Here is a 15,956-nt window from a genome sequence, read left to right as displayed (position 1 = left end):
CGTGTCGGCGCGGCACCCCCGGAGGAAACACGCGACACATGCCCTGTCGATGAGCCGCGACGGGCATAGACGTATAGAGTCAGCCCCACAGGGCTTGCCGGAAAATTGATCTTCACTTTCCGGCGAGCCCTGTCGTGCGTCATGGCACGTTTTCGATGGCCGAGCGTCGACGGGAGGGCACCTTGCTCACGACCGCAGCCCAGATCGTTGTCAGGATCCGAGCCGAGCGAGAGCTCAGCATGAGTTCACTGGCGGTGCTGGCCGGCGTCCCCACGTCGACGATCAGCCGCATCGAGTCCGGGCAGATCGAGCCCACGCTCGGAATGATCCGGCGCATCGCCCTGGGCGCCGGCTACCACCTGCACCTGCAGTACTACGACCTGTTCTCGGGCAAGCTCGAGGACCACGTCGTCGGGGTCGGCGCCGGCGAGGGAGAGGGCGAGGGAGACGGCGAGGATGACACCAGGTGACAGGGCCGGTTCGTGCGCGTCCGCTACCTTGTGTGCGTATGGGATGTCTGCGTAGGGGGCGCGAGAACACGGGGAGAAGGCGCTGGTCGCGCGTTCTCGGGGGCTGTGACATTGCACGCAATTACCGTGGAATCCAGGTGCGTACCCACACTCAGGTTGCGCCTGTCATTCCCCTGAGCAATATGGTCGTCATATGCCGAACGTCATGATCCCCGCCGCAGTGCGGGAGGACGTAGAGACACTGTGGGCGTTCCACGACCTGCAGCACGAGCCGCGACCGGTCGACGTCTGCATCGGCCTGGGCGGTCACGACCTGGGGGTCGCCGACTACACGGCCGACCTCTACCTCGAGGGACTGTTCCAGCAGATCGTCTTCACGGGGGCGAACGCACCCACCACGCTCGACGCCTTTCCTGAGGGCGAGGCGTTCGGCTATCGCGACCATGCGATCGCACGCGGTGTGCCCGCCGACGTCGTGCTCGTCGAGCCCGCGGCGACCAACACGAGCGAGAACCTGGAGTACAGCCGCAAGGTGCTCGCCGAGCACCAGATCGAGCCGTCCTCCGTGCTGCTCGTCTCCCACCCCTACCAGCAGCGACGCGCGTTCGCGACGTGCCGCGTCGTGTGGCCGGACGTCGACGTGGTGTGCGTGTCCCGCCCGCTGGAGCTCGACGCGTACGTCGCGACGATCGGCGACGCCGACCGGGTGGTCGACATGCTCGTCGGCGAGACGCAGCGCCTCACGCTGTACGCCGAGCTGGGCTTCATCACCCACGAGGAGGACGTGCCCGACGACGTCGTGGTCGCCTTCGACCGGCTCGTGACGGCCGGGTACACGTCGCGACTCGTGCAGGACCGCCGTCCGATCGACGTGTGACGCGGGCGGCCCGAGGCCGACCTGGCGAACCAGGTGATTTGTACATCCTGGCGAGTCGCCCCGTTCTCCGTTACGTTCCGAACATGCGCGAGGAAAACAAGAGGGGCAAGGATCCCAGGAAGTTCACCTGGCAGGAGATCCTCACGTTCATCGCGGGCGCCGGTTACGTGGCCAGCCCGATCGACCTCCTGTCGGAGGGCGTGCTGGGCCCGCTGGGTCTGGGCGACGACGCGATAGCGATCATCATCGCCGGCGTCACCCTGTACAAGGCGGTGCAGCGGTTCCGGAAGCACCGGACCGCGCCGGGCACGGCCGGGAACGCGCCGGGCAACAGTGGTGCGGGGTCGCCGACGCCGGGCGGAACCGGGGCGGGCGTCCCGCCGTCGGGCACCACGACGCCCGGCCCGGCGCCGGCGGGCAAGACGATCCCGGGCACCTCCGAGGACGTGACACCGGGCCGCAAGCCCCGGCGGTGACGTCGTCGCAGGCTTCGGCCCGCGTGCGGGAGCGGTAGGGTCGGCGGCGTGACCGGCAACAACGCACCCCGGGTCCTCGTCGTGGGCGGTGGCCCCACGGGTGCCGTCACGGCGATCGCCCTGCGGCGAGAGCTGCCCGACGCCCACGTGACGCTGGTCGACAAGGCGACGTTCCCGCGCGACAAGACCTGCGGCGACGGGCTGGGCCCGGGCGCCCGCCGGGTGCTGGACGGGCTCGGCCTGTCGGAGCTGCTGCGGGAGTTCCACATGCCGATGTCGGTGGCCATCAGCGGTCCTGGCGGTGTGGAGGCGCTCGCGCGCGGCCCGCTGATGGAGGGGCACGACCTCGCCGGATACGTCACGCCGCGGCTCGTGCTCGACGACCTGCTGCTGGGCGCGGCCCGGGACGCCGGGGCGGAGGTCCGCGAAGGCGTGTCGTTCCAGGGCATGACGACTTCGGACGGCGGCGAACGGGTCACCCTGTCCGACGGCGAGGCCACGTTCGACCTGGTGGTCGGCGCGGACGGCGCCTACTCCGGGGTGCGGCGCGCCATGGGCGTGGCGCGTCCCGCGATGCGGCACACCATGATCGCCATGCGCGCCTACGGGAAGGTGACCCACCCGGACAAGCCGGTGAGCGACACGCTCCGGTTCGACTTCCTGGAGTCGCTCCTGCCGGTCTACGGCTGGGTCTTCCCCCTGCCGGACGACGGCGCGAACGTCGGCGTCGGCATCCCGGTGAACCATCTCAAGCGGCAGACCGAGCGGCACGGCCGCACGCTGCGCGACCTGTTCGACCTGTACGTCGAGGACCTGGAACGACGTGGCTTCGAGGTGTCCGGCCTGGAACGGATGGCTACGCACCAGCTCCCGCACGCCGCCGCGCGCACCCCGATGACGGCCCCGGGGCACGCCGCGGTGCTGCTCGGGGACGCCGCCGCGACGATCAACCCGCTGAGCGGCGAGGGCATCTTCTACGGCATGGCCGCCGGTGTGCAGCTCGCCGAGCACCTCGGGGCGCTGCAGCGGGCGGGGAAGGCCTGGCGGGGCGAGGGACTGCCCGCCGCGCTGGACGGGTTCGAGCGGGCGCACCGGAGCCGGTTCGGGCGGCACTACCGCGAGTGCTACCTGGCCCAGCAGCTCATGCGGTCCAGGCTCTGGGCCGGCGTCGCGACTCGCGCGGTCGCCGCGTCCGACGACGCGATGGCGCACGTGGCGCTCATGCTGTTCGACGAGCAGTCGGCGGGCTCGCGCGGCCTGCTGCGGCTCGCGGCGAGCAGCCTGCGCCCGCTGCTGCGGCGTCGGGCACCAGAGGCCCGGGCGGGTCGTTGAGCCGGGAGAACGTCTGTCAGAATTGAGATTCTGCGCTTTTTCAGCCAGAGGTCTCACCTGATCCACTCTTGACTCGAGGACGACGATGTCACGCACCATCCGCCGGGCTGTCGCACGACTGATCTGGGCCGTCACCGGCTACCGGATGCGCTCGGAACCCGCCCCGACCCGGCCCACGGTGTTCATCGGCGCGCCGCACACGTCCAACACGGACTTCTTCCTCATGCTGGCCCTCGCGTTCGAGATGGACCTCAAGATCCGGTTCCTCATCAAGGACTCCTGGTTCAAGGGGCCGATGGCCGGTCTCATGCGCTCCCTGGGCGGCATCCCCGTCGACCGGAACGACCCGGCGAGCATCGTCGACGAGGTGCTGGCCGCCGTCGCGCGGGGCGAGGAGTTCCACCTCGTCGTGACGCCGGAGGGTACGCGCGGTGGCGGGTCCGGGTACTGGAAGTCGGGCTTCTACCGCATCGCGCTGAAGACCGGGTTCCCGCTGACGCTCGGCTACGTCGACGGCGTCGCCAAGGTCGCGGGCCTCGGCCCGAGCCTCCAGCTCACCGGCGACGTCGGCGCCGACATGGACGTGATCCGCGCGTTCTACAAAGACAAGTCGGGCGTCCGCCCGGCCAACCGCACGGAACCCCGCCTCCGCTCGGAAGACGAGCCGCGCTGAGTGCTGGCTATTTGCGGATTCCTGTCCGGAATGTCCGCGAATACCCAGCACTCAACTGGTCTTCGGATCGAGCGAGTTCAGGATTCTTGCCAGGCCGAAGGTCCAGGCGTGGGCCGGGCTGGAGGCGGCGTTCATCGCCTCGCCGGCGGCGCTCCCGACTCGCTGGGCGAGCGGGTAGTCGTCGCCCAGGTACTCCGCGAGCCGCCCGCCCCACCGCGCCCAGTTCTGCGGCATCTCGTCGGCCCGCGGGTCGCGGCGTCGGGCGCGGGCGGCGGCGCGCGCGAAGTCGAGCACGAAGGTGAGCGCCGCGTCGCGGGCGACGTCGTCCAGGGGCAGCTGGTCCAGGGCGTGCAGCTCGTGGTCGTACTTCGCGATGGTGCCGGGGCCGAACGCCGTGCGGTCGTCGTCGATCTCCAGCAGCCACGGATGCTCAAGGTGGAGCGCGAGGTTCGTCTCGGCGACGCGGCGCACCCGGGCGCGCCAGCCCGAGGTCCCGTGAGCGGGCAGCGGCATGCGGGCGTAGGCGGCGTCCGCCATCAGGACCAGCAGGTCGTCGCGGCCGTTCACGTGCGTATACACGGACATCGTCGAGATGCCCAGGGCTTCGCCGAGGCGGCGGACTGTAACGGCGGCGAGGCCCTCGCCGTCGGCCAGCGTGCTCGCGGCGTCGACGACGGCGCCCGTCGTGACGCGCGACCGGGGCCCACGTGTGCCGCCCTGCGGGGCGGCCGGGTGGTCGCGCCAGAGCAGGTCGATCAGCTCACGGGGCATGGGTCTCCAAAATCGGGGTGAGGGGCCGGGAACATTCTGCAACCATCCTACGTTGTACGCCGTACAAGGTTCTGATGCGAGGAGTCAGCTTGAATATCACCGGTACCGCCCTGTCCCTCAACGTGCCCGACGTCGCCGCGTCGGCTGAGTTCGCCAAGCAGCACCTCGGTTTCACCGAGGCCATGTCCGACGACGGGTTCGTGTCGCTCACGCACCCGACGGCCGGTGTCAACATCGTGTTCCTGCGCGTCGGTCTGGGCACCTTCAAGCCCGAGCGGATCGCCGGTCCGGCCGGCCAGGGGCTGCTCATCGCGTTCGTCGTCGACGACCTCGACGCCGAGTACGCCCGCATCTCCGCCGCCGGGGCGGAGGTCGTCACGCCGCCCGAGACCGAGCCCTGGGGCGAGCGATACTGCCAGTTCGCCGACCCCAACGGGATCGTCTGGCAGCTCGTCCAGTGGGTGTGACCGCGTGACCGTGTGAGGGTGTGACCCGGATCCGCGAGGGTCCGGCAGGGCTCAGCCGTGCGCCCAGCCGGACCAGCGGGTCACGCGCACCTTGATCAGCGGGCCGTCCGGCCGGTGCTCGCGATACTGCGGGTACTGCGCGGCGAGCGCATCCAACGCCGCCGCGCGGGGCTCGTACTCGCTCTCGACCTCGTGCTCCCCGGCCCGGGGCTCGGCCTCAGGCTCGACGACGACGGCGACGCCGTCCGCGCGTATCCACCAGAGCTGCGCCCAGTCGTCGTCGTACCGGTCCACGAGGAACGCGACCCGCGGGTTCTCGGCGATGTTGCGCAGGCGCTTCAGGTCGCGCGTCCCCTTGGGCTTGTGGTCGACGGCGACCACCACCTCATCTCCCGCTAGTGCGTGGACTCCAGCGTCGGCCACGGCGTCGTCCGTGGTGCCGTCTGCCGCGCTGATCAGGGCGAACGTCACGGGCACGAGGTGCGGCACGCCGCCGGCGTCGGCCGTGGCGAGGTAGGCGTGCCGAGCCGCGGCGAAGCGGGATCGGCAGGTGCTGGCATCGAGGCGCACCCTGCCATTCTGCCGCCGTGTGACAGCGGGAGGCCCTGACGCCGAGCCCTTGAGAATGACCATGCACCTGCTGCCAGTCCGAGCCCTGGTCTGGCAGCAGGTGCATGGTCATTCTCAAGCGGCGACGCGCAGCTTCAGCCCTCGGCGGGCGCGCCCGCCTCGTAGTCCGCGGACAGCGTGATGTCGACGTCGATGTCCCGGGGCTGGAGCTCGACCTGCGCACCGCCGCCGGCGTCGGCCATGGCGCTCGCGCGCATGCCGTACATCGGGACGTTCCCGCCCCCACCTCCGCCGCCGCGCAGGCCCGCCTCGTAGATCGCCACGGGCGAGACCGGGCCGAGGCCCAGCGCGTCCGCGTACGACTGCGCGCGCACTACCGTCTCCTCTGCGGCCTCGACCCGGGCCTCCGCCAGGAGTGTCTTGCGCGTCTCGTCGGTCAGGGCCCAGGTGACCCGGTCGATCTCGACGCCGTCGACGTCCATGATGTCCGCGAGCCAGGTGGACAGCGCCTCGAAGTCCCTGAAGGTCACCGACAGCCGCGCCGACGCGCGGAACCGCCGCACCCGCTGCTTGCCGCCCGTCTCCGAGTTCCTGACCCGGTCGTCGTAGACGTACGAGTGCACGGAGTCCGAGTCCCACTTCTCCGCGGCGCCCGCCGAGACGTGCGCCTTGGCCTGCTCCACGAGGATGGTGTGGGTGCGGGCCACCTGGTCGACGACGTCGTTGCGGAGGGTGCCCGAGAACGCGACGTGCAGGTTGACGGTGCCACGTTCCGCGGGGTGCGTGCGGGTGGCCTGGCCTTCGACGGCGATGCGAGTCATATGCGGAGTCTGCCGACTACGCCTCGACCTGCGCCACCCCGGCGCGCCCGTTCTCGACGCCGGGCGCGGGCGCTTCAGCCGATCGTGCCCTTGCCGACCGGGCCGCGGGTCAGGGTCGGCGCCAGCCCGCAGAAGTGCCCGTAGCGTTCGGCCTCCTCCTCGATGGCGGCCCACACCTTGGCGGTCGGCTCCTCGATGAGCTCGACGGTGATCTCCACGCTCTGTGCCTTGAGGGTCCGGGACCAGCCGCCCGCGATCGCGCCGTCCACCGTCACGTTCCCCGAGAAGGACCAGCGGTTCGGTGTGCCGTTGCCGATCGGGGTGGGCCACCCCTTGAGGTCGTGGCAGAAGAGCTCGTCGTACACCGGCAGCAGCCGGACCGTGCCCGACGGCGCGGGCTCGGGCAGGTCGCCGTCGGCCCACAGGGTCAGGCCGGCGAGCTCGTGCCGGGTGAGCCCGGCGTCGGCCACGGCCGTACGAGCCGCCGTCCTGGTGAGGGTGCCCCACCAGGCGACGTCCTCGGCGCGGCACGGGCCGTGGCCCCGGACATAGCCGCGGGCCAGGTGGATGCGGGCCTCGTCCTCATCCCAGGTCTTCTGCTCGGGCAGCAGCCGGTAGGTGGCCTGCTTGCCGCGCATCGGGCCGCTCGCGACGAGCAGGTCGAGCTCGGCGTGCATCATGACCTGGCCCAGGTGCCAGTTGTCGAGCGGCGAACCCTCTGCCTCGGCGAGCACCGCGCCGATCTCCTTGCGGGTGAGCGGACCGCCGGCGAGCGCCTCGGCGATGACGCCGTGGCGGCGGGGGAGCAGGGAGTGGTCGAACTCGCGCGGCCGCTCCGCCGAGAGCATCGCCCGGCGGATCCGGGGCGCTGTGGCGGTCATGAGCGGCGCCAGGTCGTCGGGCACCACGTAGTGCCAGGTGGGGCGCAGGATGTGGGTGCGCAGGATCGAGCCGTCGGCGAGCGCGTCCTGCACGTGGGCGAGCGTGGCCGGGGCGGCCAGGCGTTGGGCCACGCTCCACGCGGAGGAGTGCAGCTCCTGCGACTGGACGGCCCCCAGCCGGGAGACGACGCCGGGCACGCCGCCGTCGTCATCCCTACGCAGCGTGCCCAGGCCCGCCGAGGTGAGCCGGGCGCGCTCGATCGCGCGCACGTCAGACGTAATAGGCATCTTCTCCACCGTGACCCGCCGCGCGGGCGCGGCGATGCTTCACCAGGCTTCGGACCAGCAGGATCACACCGATCACGAACAGGATCATGACCGGGATGATCGCGAGCGGCGCCAGGACGGACAGGAACCCGAGGCCGACGCTCGTGAAGTCCTCAGCGGCGCTCAACGCGGGCGCGGCCGTGCCGCCCGAGACGGTGTTGGCGACCACGCGACCACCGGCTTTTGCGGCATGGGTGCCGAGAGCGAGGATGACGCCGGAGACGATCGGGATCCACTGGCCGGACTGCACGAACGTGCTCGGGTCCGTGACCGTGGTCGTCTCCGACATGGAGCCGGCACCGAACGCGATGCCGCCCGCAGTGGGCCGGATGACGGTCTGCACCACGTCGTTGATGGAGTCCAGCACCGGGATCTTGTCCGCGGCGAACTCGAGCACCAGGAGCACGGTCAGGATCGCGAGGACCCAGCCGTTCTCCAGCCACGCCCACGTGCTCGGCAGCTGCACGAGGTCCGTGAAGCGCGAGAGCACCCCGAGGAAGATGAGCGGGATCCATGCGTTGAGGCCCGCCGACAGGGCGAGTCCGGTTCCGGTGGCAAGTTCGAGCATGCCCCGAAGTGTTCCACGGCACACCGACACTCCGGGGCGCGAAAGCGTCCGGTGTGCCCGATCTGTTATCGGAGTGCAGCAAGCGCTACAACCAGCGCACGTCCTCGAGCTGCTGGTGCGCTGATCTGGCCGCGGCGGTGCTCCCAGTACTGGCGGGCCGTGAGTGCTATTGTGTAGCACAAGAGTTACACAGAGCTCATTGGAGGCGGGATGCGCAGCGCATTTTGGGACGACCACGAGCGCGACCTCCGCGACCCCGAGTACACCCGCGAGTTCGCGGCAGAGTCTGCCCGGGTTGCAGCGCTCGACGCCCTGGTCAATGCACTCGAGGAGGCTCGCGCGGCCGAGGGCTTGACGAAGGCTGACCTGGCTCGAGCGACTGGGATCACCGGTTCGGCAATTCGTCGGCTGCTGACCGCGGCAAACCCGAACCCGACGCTCGGCACGGTTGTCGAGGTTGCCGCCGCGCTGGGCTTGAAGCTAGCGGTCGAGCCCATGACCGAGGAGGAGCGTCGGACCGTGACCGAGCCGATGCTGCACGGTGTCCGCAAGGCACGGCCCGGCGCTGTGAAGAACGTCGCGTGACGGGTCAGCCGATTGGTCTGGGGTTTGTCGACCAGTAGTCATCGACGTACTTCTTGATCGTGGTGTAGTCGTTTGCGGTGAGCACGGTCCGGAAGGCCTTTCGTCGCCCGTCGATGATGGCGAGCACGGGCTTGTCGAACCCTTTGGCCTTGTAGTCGAGAACGCAATAGAGGCGGTAATGCGTGCGACGGGGTGTGCCGTCGACGCGCACCTCGAAAACTCCTCGCATGTCACCGTGCATCGCCTCCCACATGCCGCCGCCTGAAAAACGGATCGGCGGTGCGGCCGCTACCTCGGCAACGACAGCGCGCAGCCGAGCGCGGATCGTCGTCGGGCATTCACCTGGAACATCCCGACCGGTTCGTGCAAGAGTGGCTTGCAGCTCACCGCATCGATGCGCTGACCTGGAGGGTTTCGGATGGTCTGGACGATCTTCGCCGTGGCATCGGTGGTGCTGCTCGGGACCTCGGCGGGCGTGTTCTACGGCTTCTCGTCGTTCATCATGAGCGGCCTCGCCCGCGCCTCCGACGACGCCGCAGGCGCCGCGATGAACGGCATCAACGAGACCGCGCCGCTGCCCGCGTTCATGAGCGTCTTCTTCGGCGCCCTCCTCGTCCCCGCGGCGACAGGCATCTGGGGCCTCGTCGGTGGGCACGACGGCGGCGCGTGGATCATCGCGGCCGCCGCCGTCTACCTCGTCGGAACCTTCGGCGTGACGATGGCCCTGAACGTGCCCCTCAACAACCGGCTCCTCGCCTCCCCCGACAAGGCGTCCGGATGGCGCGCCTACTGGCGTCCCTGGACCACCTGGAACCACGTGCGTACCCTCGCGGGCGTCGTGGCGACGGCGCTCGCGGCGGTCGGGCTGCTCTGACCCGTCGGCTCGTGGCGGGGACGTCGGGGACAATCGACCATATGTCCGCCATCGACTTTCACCGGACCCTGCCCGGATACCAGCCCACACCCCTGCGGGACGTGCCGCGGCTCGCGGCGGAGCTCGGCGTCGGGCGGGTGCTGGTGAAGGAGGAGTCGAGTCGCTTCGGGCTGCCGGCGTTCAAGATTCTCGGCGCGTCCTACGCGATCGCGCGGGCACTGGGGGAGCGGTTCGGGCTGTCCGCGGTCACGCTCGCCGCGGTGCGCGACGCCGTCCGGGGCCGCGCCGTCCGGCTGTACGCCGCCACGGACGGGAACCACGGCCGCGCCGTCGCTCACGTGGCCGCCCTGATCGGCGCCGCCGCGACGGTCTACTACCCGCCGGGCATCACGGAGGCCGCGAAGAAGGCCATCGGCGCGGAGGGCGCGCAGACGGTCGAGGCCGACGGCAGCTACGACGACGTCGTGGCCCGCGCCGCTGCCGATGCGGCCGCCGACCCGGAGGCGGTGCTGGTGCAGGACACGGCCTGGCCCGGGTACACCGACGTCCCGCAGTGGATAGTCGAGGGCTACTCGACGCTGTGTCTCGAGGCCGACGCGCAGCTGGCCGCGCTCGGCGTGGCCGCGCCTGACCTGGTGGTGGTGCCGGTCGGCGTCGGCTCGCTCGCGCAGGCCGTGGTGAGCCACTACCGCGGTGCTGGGGCCGACGGGGGCACGCTGCTCGCCGTCGAACCCGACCGTGCCGCCGGGCTGGTCGCGGCGCTGCGCGCCGGAAAGCCGGTCACCGCGCCGACGGGCGACACGATCATGACCGGACTCAACTGCGGCACGGTCTCGACACTCGCGTGGCCCGTGCTGCGCGACGGGCTCGACGGCGCCGTCACCGTCTCCGACGACCAGGCGGCTGCCGCCGTCGAGGACCTGGCGCGGCACGGCGTCGACTCCGGGCCGTGCGGCGCGGCGACCCTCGCGGCCGCCCGCCTGGTGCTCGGGCAGGCCGGGTGGCGGGATGCGATCGGCCTGCGGCCCGACGCCGTCGTCCTGCTCCTGTCGACCGAGGGACGGGCCGCGAACCCGGTCCCGGAGGACCGGGTCTGACCTCGCCCGCCCCACCATCGCTGCCAGGAGAGTGCTCGTGCCCGTTTCCCTTCCCTCCGCCCTCGACCCGATCCTGCCGCTGCTCCGCTGCCCGTCCTGCGGTGCCGAGCTGTCGGCCGGCGAGGGGGCGCTGCGTTGTCCGCGCCGCCACAGCTTCGACATCGCCCGGCACGGGTACGTCGGCCTGCTGACCGGCGCGCGAGCGACCAGCGGTGACGACGGGCCGATGGCGCGCGCCCGGCGCGACTTCCTGGCCGCCGGGCGGTACGCGCCGATCCGCGCCGCGGTCGCCGAGCTGGCCGCCGAGGCCGATCTCTCCGATGGTCCCGGACGCTCCGGTCGCCCGGGACGCCCGGTGCGCCAGGCCGGGCCCGCCACGGTGGTCGACATCGGCTGCGGCACCGGCTACTACCTCGCTGGGGTGCTCGACGCACTGCCCGGCGCCGTCGGCCTGGGCCTGGACACCTCGGCGCACGCCCTGCGGGTGGCGGCCAAGGCGCACGCGCGGGCCGCCGCCGCGACCTGGGACGTCTTCCGGCCGTTCCCGATCGAGTCGGAGCAGGTCGACGTCGTGCTGGACGTGTTCGCCCCGCGCAACCCGGCCGAGTTCCACCGCGTGCTGCGCCCCGGCGGGACGCTGGTCGTGGTGCGGCCCGTCGGTGGGCACCTGGCCGAGCTGCGCCGCCAGATCACGCAGATGGTGACGATGGACCCGGACAAGGAACAGCGGCTGCACCAGGCGCTGGATCCCTGGTTCGAGACGGCGCGCACCAGGCGGGTCGAGTACACGACGCCGCTGACGCCGCAGGAGGCGGTCGACCTGGTGCTGATGACGCCGAGCGCGCGCCACGTCACGGAGGCGGAGCTGTCCGACGACGGCGACCTGCCCGATCAGGTCACGGTGTCGGTGCTGGCCACGGCCTACCGACGGCGGTGACTGTCGACAGCACGGTCATCCGACCTCGACGGTGACCCCGTAGTGCCATAGTCCCGAGTGCGAGGGACCCGGAACCGGCAGCCCCGCGGGAAGCAGGGTGCCCGTCAGCTCGGGAACGGGGACGGCGTCCCAGGCGACTCTCGCGCCGTCCAGGTGTTCGTCGAGGTCGACCTGGCTCGTCTCGTCGCCGTCCACGTACGTCCTGACCGTGAGCTGGCCGATCCCACCGTCGGTGAGCGCGAGCCACTGGTCGCATGCCCAGCGGAGCTCGTCGAGGTCGGTGGCGACGACGATCAGGATATTCAGAACGGATCCGCTCTGCGCATCGTCCTGCAGCGCGTAGAAGCTGTAGGCCGCCTCGGCGACGGACTCGGCGTGGACGTCGACGAGTTCCCCCAGCCTCTCCAGGCCGGGCACGGCGTGGGGAGGAGGACCGGCCGCGAGGATCCGCGTGTGCAGGTCGCTCACCTCGGCCCACATCCGGCTGATGGTGGACTCGTCCTTCCCCTCGGCCGCCATCTCATCGGGGTTCATCTCCCAGTAGTTCTCCCAGGACGAGCTCTGCGCGGCCAAGCGCCCGGCCAGCAACATGAGCGCCTCGACGTCGTCGGGCCGTGCCTGGACCGCGGCACGCAGCCACCGCTCCTCGGGCCATTCCGGCTCGCCCTCGCCGGGCTCCTGGGGGTCCGTGAGCGTCAGGGACAGCAGCCGCCCCAGCTCGCGCGCGGCCTCCGGATCGCCGTTCTCCGCAGCGGCGCGCAGCCCTGCAATCTTCTCGTCAATGTTCACCATGCAGCGGGACGCTACCGCCCGCCACTGACAGCCCGGCTGGGTGCCATGCCGCCGTCGGCTGTCCTGTGGAATGTCATTCCTACTTCAAGTAGGATTGGAGCATGTCTGCTGCAGCCGGTATTGAGAAGCACTCCGTCTCCATGCCCGTGACCACCTCGGAGGGCGTTCGTGCCCGCGCGGGGTCGCGCGGCTTTTCCGCGTACGTCGCTGGGGCGGTTGCACGACAACTCGAGCGGGACGCTCTCGACGACGTGCTGCAGAGCATGGAGGCTGAGCACGGCGCGGTCGACGAGGACGAGGTCGCGGCGATCATGGCCAGGCTCGCGCGGTGATCGTCGGCCCGCACTCGATCCTGCTGGACTCTGAGGCACTCTCTGCCCTGGCCGACGACGGGCGGCAGATGCAAGCCTGGGCAACCGTGGCCCGTCGCACGGACTCCACGCTGCACATGTCAGCTGTGACACTCGCAGAGGTCACCGACGGCACCGCGCGTGACGTCCGGGTGCGGCGCGCTGCCAAGGCCTTGCGGGTCGAAGAGGTCACTGAGGAGATCGGCTACAACGCCGGTCGGCTGCGTGCGAGCGCGGCATCGTCGCGTCGCAAGGCTCGTGACATGACCGTTGACGCCGTGGTCGCGGCCACGGCGCTTGCTCTTCACGGACCGGTGGTTGTGCTCACCACCGACGACGGCGACCTGGACCTCCTCCTCGCGGACACCCGTGTGAAGGTCGAGAGAGTCGGCAAGAGATAGGCGATCGGGGCGCTCACTCAGTCAGGCCCAGCTCGTTCTGAAGCTCGGCCAGCTCGACCAGGGCCGTCGCTCGGCGCGACCGCTCGGCGGTCCGGGACTCTTCGATCGACTCCGGGGTGACAGCCGGAGCCGGTGTTGGTTCGGCTCCGTTTGGGGAGGTAGAACCTGAGCCCTGCGTGCGCGCGTCCATGGTGCCAGCGAACACGGCTCTGGCTCAGCGCACCACCCGAGCCCCGGCCGAGCGCAGGTACTCCGTGAACAGCTCCGCCGTCCGTTCGATACCGTCCTCCTGCCGCAGCCGAACGCCGAGGTCTGCCGCCCGCTCGCGCATCCCCTCGTCGGTGGTGGCCTGGTTGATCGCCGCGGTGAGCCGGTTGGCGTCGACGGTCTTGACCGGGATCGGCTCCGGCCCGACGCCGAGGTCGGCGACCCGGCGTCCCCAGCTGAACTGGTCGGCCGCCACCGGCGTGATGATCGTGGGGATGCCGGCACGTAGACCCGCCGCGGTCGTCCCTGCTCCGCCGTGGTGGATCGCCGCCGCGAGGCGCGGGAACAGCCAGTCGTACGGCGCCGAGTCGAGTCGCAGGACGTGATCGGGCAGCTCGCGGTCCCGGCCCAGCTGTGCCCAGCCTCCGATCAGGATGCCCCGGCGCCCGGTGCGGTCGAGCGCCTCCAGGTACGCGTCGACCAGTCGGCTCGGCTGCGCCGTCGGGACACTGCCCAGGCCGAACGAGACGGGCGGCTCGCCCGCCGCGAGAAACTCGGCCAGGTCCGACGGCGGTGCCCACTCCGCCGGAGTGCTGGTGGGTAGGTAGCCCGTGACCTGGATACGGGGGTGCCAGTCGGCGGGCCGCGGCAGCACGAGCGGGCTGTACGCGTAGTACAGGGGCATGCCCTGCCGGTCCTGGAGCACGCGTGCGTTCGTGCGCAGCGGTGGCAGGCCGAGGATCTCGCGGCGCTGCCGGTTCACGCCGGGCTTCTGCAGCATGTGCCAGATCATCTGGTCGGAGGCCCACCAGGTCCCCCAGTCGAGCAGGGGGCCACGGCTGCGGCCGTCGCCGAGGAAGAACGACGGGAACTCGCGCGTGGGCGTGACCGGGAAGCACTGGAGGTCCGCGCACGGCACGCCGAGCTTCTCGGCCACGTTGTACCCGTACAGCGCCGTCGGCCCCTTGTAGAGCACCGCTTAGCTGTGCTTCGCGGCCTGCCAGATGTCGCTGATGACCTGCGGCAGGATCTCCTTGCGGGCCTTGGCGCCGTACGCCATGAACCGGAGCATGTTTCCCGACTCGACTATCTCCGCCAGCTCCGGGTCGTCCACGTACGAGGGCAGCGCCGGGCCGCGGCTGCCGGCGGCGACCCGACACCCGTGCCAACGGTCCCCCCGGAGGCGTCGCTCGCGCCCAGCCATGCGGCGAGGCCCTCGACCGGCCCGTCGGCTGAGCCCACCCCCGCGCCCACGGTCGACGACAGGCACTAAGAGGGCACTGACCGTCCTGTGGTCAACTCCCGCGTCGGCGCGGCGGCGGCGCTGCGTCCGACGACGGCGCGGACGCTCCTATGGTTCGTCAAGTCGTGGCGGGTGGGTTCTCGAGGCGGCGGTAGAGGTCGCGGGCGATGTATCGCTTGAGGCAGCGTTTGATCTCGCGGGGTGTCTTGCCCTCGCTGGTGCGGCGGGCGACGTAGTCGCGTGTGGGCTGGTGGTAGCGGGTCCGTGAGAGGGCGATGGTGTGCAGGGCGCGGTTGAGCTGCCGTTGACGTGGGTATCGACGCCGATCACGACGTCGACGGCGTGGCGCAGATCGGTAAGACTGGTCATGCGTTCTCTCCTGCCTGGGACGGGACGCGAGGTTCCGGTCCGGGGCGGAGACCACGGCAGGACTGTGACGGGACACGCCCGGCGCCGCTAACGCCGGGCGGTCAAGCTCCTGATCAGGCCAGCTGCTCCGACCGGGCCGGGGCCGGCAACCGCCAGCGGACAAGTCCTCTCAAAGGCACGAAGCCAGTCAGGCCTAGAGTCACACCAACGGTCGCCAGCCCACAGCCCAGCACCATCAGGCTGCGAAAGGAATCCTCACAGTCAGGCCTCCTTGGCCGCGGCCTTCTGCGCCTTCTTGAACGCGCGGACCTCCAGCAACGCCTCGGCGCTGGTCACGTCGGCGATCGAGCGGTGCGAACCCTCCTCGCCGAACTCGCCGGCCGCCTCGCGCCAGCCCTCCGGCCGGACGTCGCGCTGCTTGCCGAGCAGCGCGAGGAAGATCTTCGCCTTGCGCTCCCCGTAGCCGGGCAGGGCGTTGAGCCGCTTGAGTACCTCGCGGCCGGTCGGGGCGCCGCCGTCGGCTCCGGGTGCCGTCCAGATCTTCGCGGCGTCGCCGTCGTACTCGTCGACGATTGTATGCGCGAGCTCCAGCACGCGGCCTGCCATGGACCGGCCGTAGCGGTGGATCGCCGGGGGAGTGGTTGCCATGGCCACGAACTCGTCCGGGTCGGCGTCGGCGATGGCGTGCACGTCGAACGAGCCCATCCGGTCGCGGATCTTGGCCGGGCCGGCGAAGGCGTGTTCCATCGGGAACTGCTGATCAAGCAGCATCCCGACGAGCAGAGCGAACGGGTCGTCGCTCAGCAGGCGGTCGGTGTCGGGGTCGCCGGTGATCCAGAGCTGGGTTGCCATGAGCCCATTGTGGTCC

At 70.9% G+C, this 15,956-nt stretch carries 22 protein-coding genes; 12 read left to right on the top strand and 10 right to left on the bottom strand.

The annotated features are described in order from the left end of the window. The first annotated feature begins 155 nt into the window (after positions 1-155). The 5 genes from ACFT2C_RS17530 to ACFT2C_RS17510 all read left to right on the top strand — a co-directional run bounded on the left by ACFT2C_RS17530 (position 156) and on the right by ACFT2C_RS17510 (position 3,828). Positions 156-470, top strand: coding sequence for a helix-turn-helix domain-containing protein (locus ACFT2C_RS17530; protein WP_377208347.1), 315 nt, complete (start codon positions 156-158; stop codon positions 468-470). Positions 471-663: 193 nt separating this feature from the next. Further along, positions 664-1,347, top strand: a complete 684-nt coding sequence (locus tag ACFT2C_RS17525) for a YdcF family protein (RefSeq protein ID WP_377208346.1) — start codon at positions 664-666, stop codon at positions 1,345-1,347. A gap of 83 nt (positions 1,348-1,430) precedes the next feature. Further along, positions 1,431-1,823, top strand: a complete 393-nt coding sequence (locus tag ACFT2C_RS17520; RefSeq protein ID WP_377208345.1) for a DUF1232 domain-containing protein — start codon at positions 1,431-1,433, stop codon at positions 1,821-1,823. A gap of 48 nt (positions 1,824-1,871) precedes the next feature. After that, positions 1,872-3,155, top strand: coding sequence for an NAD(P)/FAD-dependent oxidoreductase (locus ACFT2C_RS17515; RefSeq protein ID WP_377208344.1), 1,284 nt, complete (start codon positions 1,872-1,874; stop codon positions 3,153-3,155). 85 nt (positions 3,156-3,240) lie between these two features. Next, the gene (locus ACFT2C_RS17510; RefSeq protein ID WP_377208343.1) at positions 3,241-3,828 is read left to right on the top strand and encodes a 1-acyl-sn-glycerol-3-phosphate acyltransferase; all 588 of its coding nucleotides are present in this window, start codon (positions 3,241-3,243) and stop codon (positions 3,826-3,828) included. Between the two features lie 51 nt (positions 3,829-3,879). On the opposite strand, the gene ACFT2C_RS17505 is transcribed toward ACFT2C_RS17510, so the two are convergent. Further along, positions 3,880-4,599 (bottom strand): TetR/AcrR family transcriptional regulator, encoded by a 720-nt coding sequence (locus tag ACFT2C_RS17505; protein ID WP_377208342.1) that lies wholly within the window; start codon positions 4,597-4,599, stop codon positions 3,880-3,882. An 89-nt stretch (positions 4,600-4,688) separates the two neighbouring features. Between ACFT2C_RS17505 and ACFT2C_RS17500 the strand changes: the two genes are divergently transcribed. Then, positions 4,689-5,066, top strand: a complete 378-nt coding sequence (locus tag ACFT2C_RS17500; RefSeq protein ID WP_377208341.1) for a VOC family protein — start codon at positions 4,689-4,691, stop codon at positions 5,064-5,066. A 51-nt stretch (positions 5,067-5,117) separates the two neighbouring features. Here ACFT2C_RS17500 and ACFT2C_RS17495 read toward each other — a convergent pair whose 3' ends face one another. The 4 genes from ACFT2C_RS17495 to ACFT2C_RS17480 all read right to left on the bottom strand — a co-directional run bounded on the left by ACFT2C_RS17495 (position 5,118) and on the right by ACFT2C_RS17480 (position 8,233). Next, positions 5,118-5,636, bottom strand: a complete 519-nt coding sequence (locus ACFT2C_RS17495; RefSeq protein WP_377208340.1) for a TIGR03668 family PPOX class F420-dependent oxidoreductase — start codon at positions 5,634-5,636, stop codon at positions 5,118-5,120. A 134-nt stretch (positions 5,637-5,770) separates the two neighbouring features. After that, positions 5,771-6,457 (bottom strand): SIMPL domain-containing protein, encoded by a 687-nt coding sequence (locus ACFT2C_RS17490; protein ID WP_377208339.1) that lies wholly within the window; start codon positions 6,455-6,457, stop codon positions 5,771-5,773. A 74-nt stretch (positions 6,458-6,531) separates the two neighbouring features. Continuing rightward, entirely contained in the window at positions 6,532-7,626 is a 1,095-nt protein-coding gene (locus ACFT2C_RS17485; RefSeq protein ID WP_377208338.1) for a winged helix DNA-binding domain-containing protein, read from the bottom strand. After that, on the bottom strand, positions 7,610-8,233 hold the full coding sequence (locus ACFT2C_RS17480; RefSeq protein WP_377208337.1) for a DUF4126 domain-containing protein: 624 nt from the start codon (positions 8,231-8,233) through the stop codon (positions 7,610-7,612). Before ACFT2C_RS17480 ends, ACFT2C_RS17485 begins: the two co-directional genes overlap by 17 nt. Before the next feature lie 210 nt (positions 8,234-8,443). Between ACFT2C_RS17480 and ACFT2C_RS17475 the strand changes: the two genes are divergently transcribed. Further along, entirely contained in the window at positions 8,444-8,818 is a 375-nt protein-coding gene (locus ACFT2C_RS17475; RefSeq protein WP_377208336.1) for a helix-turn-helix domain-containing protein, read from the top strand. A 4-nt stretch (positions 8,819-8,822) separates the two neighbouring features. Here the strand turns inward: ACFT2C_RS17475 and ACFT2C_RS17470 are convergent, their stop codons facing one another. Continuing rightward, positions 8,823-9,071, bottom strand: coding sequence for a hypothetical protein (locus tag ACFT2C_RS17470; protein WP_377208335.1), 249 nt, complete (start codon positions 9,069-9,071; stop codon positions 8,823-8,825). Positions 9,072-9,236: 165 nt separating this feature from the next. Here ACFT2C_RS17470 and ACFT2C_RS17465 point away from each other — a divergent pair, with 165 nt between their 5' ends. Genes ACFT2C_RS17465 through ACFT2C_RS17455 form a run of 3 tightly spaced genes read left to right on the top strand, consistent with a single transcriptional unit; the run spans position 9,237 to position 11,726 of the window. Beyond that, positions 9,237-9,692 (top strand): DUF1772 domain-containing protein, encoded by a 456-nt coding sequence (locus ACFT2C_RS17465; RefSeq protein ID WP_377208334.1) that lies wholly within the window; start codon positions 9,237-9,239, stop codon positions 9,690-9,692. 41 nt (positions 9,693-9,733) lie between these two features. Further along, positions 9,734-10,789, top strand: coding sequence for a diaminopropionate ammonia-lyase (locus ACFT2C_RS17460; RefSeq protein ID WP_377208333.1), 1,056 nt, complete (start codon positions 9,734-9,736; stop codon positions 10,787-10,789). A gap of 37 nt (positions 10,790-10,826) precedes the next feature. Next, positions 10,827-11,726, top strand: coding sequence for a putative RNA methyltransferase (locus ACFT2C_RS17455; RefSeq protein ID WP_377208332.1), 900 nt, complete (start codon positions 10,827-10,829; stop codon positions 11,724-11,726). Between the two features lie 15 nt (positions 11,727-11,741). On the opposite strand, the gene ACFT2C_RS17450 is transcribed toward ACFT2C_RS17455, so the two are convergent. Further along, positions 11,742-12,518, bottom strand: a complete 777-nt coding sequence (locus tag ACFT2C_RS17450) for a hypothetical protein (RefSeq protein WP_377208331.1) — start codon at positions 12,516-12,518, stop codon at positions 11,742-11,744. Between the two features lie 101 nt (positions 12,519-12,619). On the opposite strand from ACFT2C_RS17450, the gene ACFT2C_RS17445 reads away from it, so the two are divergent. Together ACFT2C_RS17445 and ACFT2C_RS17440 are read left to right on the top strand one after the other, a co-directional pair. Further along, positions 12,620-12,850: a CopG family transcriptional regulator gene (locus tag ACFT2C_RS17445; protein WP_129783680.1), complete on the top strand. Its 231-nt coding sequence runs from the start codon at positions 12,620-12,622 to the stop codon at positions 12,848-12,850. Beyond that, positions 12,847-13,269, top strand: a complete 423-nt coding sequence (locus ACFT2C_RS17440; protein WP_377208330.1) for a type II toxin-antitoxin system VapC family toxin — start codon at positions 12,847-12,849, stop codon at positions 13,267-13,269. Before ACFT2C_RS17445 ends, ACFT2C_RS17440 begins: the two co-directional genes overlap by 4 nt. A gap of 214 nt (positions 13,270-13,483) precedes the next feature. On the opposite strand, the gene ACFT2C_RS17435 is transcribed toward ACFT2C_RS17440, so the two are convergent. From ACFT2C_RS17435 to ACFT2C_RS17425, 3 genes are all read right to left on the bottom strand, one after another. Then, positions 13,484-14,452, bottom strand: a complete 969-nt coding sequence (locus ACFT2C_RS17435; RefSeq protein WP_377208329.1) for a glycosyltransferase — start codon at positions 14,450-14,452, stop codon at positions 13,484-13,486. Between the two features lie 3 nt (positions 14,453-14,455). Continuing rightward, entirely contained in the window at positions 14,456-14,680 is a 225-nt protein-coding gene (locus tag ACFT2C_RS17430; protein WP_377208328.1) for a hypothetical protein, read from the bottom strand. Between the two features lie 669 nt (positions 14,681-15,349). Beyond that, positions 15,350-15,940 (bottom strand): HhH-GPD-type base excision DNA repair protein, encoded by a 591-nt coding sequence (locus ACFT2C_RS17425; protein WP_377208327.1) that lies wholly within the window; start codon positions 15,938-15,940, stop codon positions 15,350-15,352. Positions 15,941-15,956: the final 16 nt, after the last annotated feature.

This window comes from Promicromonospora sp. NPDC057138, from assembly GCF_042670845.1.
Classification (GTDB): Bacteria; Actinomycetota; Actinomycetes; order Actinomycetales; family Cellulomonadaceae; genus Promicromonospora.
This window is presented reverse-complemented; position numbering and strand designations above follow the sequence as displayed.